Consider the following 1156-nt stretch of genomic DNA (forward strand, 5'->3'; position numbering starts at 1 on the left):
CGGCCTGCCTGGTCGGCATGGAGGCTTCCAACGGGGCACACTATTGGGCTCGCGTGCTCACGGAGCTTGGCCATCAGGTCCGACTGATCAGCCCTCAGTTCGTGACGCCATACGTCAAGTCGAACAAGAACGACCAGAACGATGCGGAAGCCATTTGCGAAGCGGTCGGCCGTCCGTCCATGCGCTTCGTACCACCGAAATCAACCGATCAGCTGGCGGTACAGGCCGTCCACCGCATTCGCCGGCGCCTGGTCGCCGACCGGGTCAGGCTCGTCAACCAGATTCGCGGTCTGCTGTCCGAGCATGGGATTGTCATTGCCCGTGACATCGCGCAGCTGCGGCGCGGCCTCGCTGTCATTGTAGGGAGCATCAATGACGGCCTCGGCGAGATGCTCCGAGCGCTCATGAGGGAATTGCAAGAGGAGTTATCCGAGCTTGATACCCGCATTGCAGCCCATGACCGGCGGATAAGGGAAATCTTCCGTACGAGTGAGCAGTGCCAACGGCTCGGCAAAATCGAAGGCGTCGGACCTGTGACGGCAACAGCCTTGATCGCCGCCGTAGGCGATAGAAGCTGTTTCAAGAACGGCCGACAGTTCGCGGCTTGGCTTGGCCTGGTGCCAAAGCAGCGATCCAGTGGAGGGCGGGCCCGCTTGTTCGGCATCAGCAAACGCGGCGATCGATACCTGCGGACGCTGATGATTCACGGAGCTCGCGCCGCTTTAAGCCGGGCTACTGGCAAGCAGGATCCGCGAAGCCTCTGGCTCGGCAAGATGCGGCAACGGCGCCATCCCAATGTCGTGGCTGTGGCTCTTGCCAACAAGAATGCGCGGATCGTGTGGGCTATGCTCACAGGCGACGCGGCTTATGAGCCGGCGCTGTCGGTGAAGGCGGCCTGAAGCGAAGCGGCAATCAAGGAAAGGAGGTCTCACCCGACAATTGCAACAAATGGCAGGAGATGGCGAAACGGTCACCCCCGTCGCTTCCCGAACCTGATGTGTGGACCGGCACGGCTTGCGCCGATGTCTCGGGGCCGTTGAGGTGGAAGCGGGCGAAAACCATCGAGGCTCGCGGCGGAGACGTTGTCCAGCCGCATCAAGAAGCCGGATATACGTCAGCAGTTGTGACCGTCGATCCTGATCAAGCCGGTCGTTGC

Annotated in this window: 1 protein-coding gene; it reads left to right on the top strand. The window is 61.7% G+C overall.

Annotated elements, in window-relative coordinates; genetic code table 11:
- Positions 1 to 899 (top strand): IS110 family RNA-guided transposase (locus E4K65_RS46675; RefSeq protein WP_135179760.1); only part of this gene is annotated, 899 nt, incomplete at its 5' end.
- Between the last annotated feature and the right edge of the window lie 257 nt (positions 900 to 1156).

Origin of the sequence: Bradyrhizobium niftali (genome assembly GCF_004571025.1) — a bacterium.
Taxonomy (GTDB): Bacteria; Pseudomonadota; Alphaproteobacteria; order Rhizobiales; family Xanthobacteraceae; genus Bradyrhizobium; species Bradyrhizobium niftali.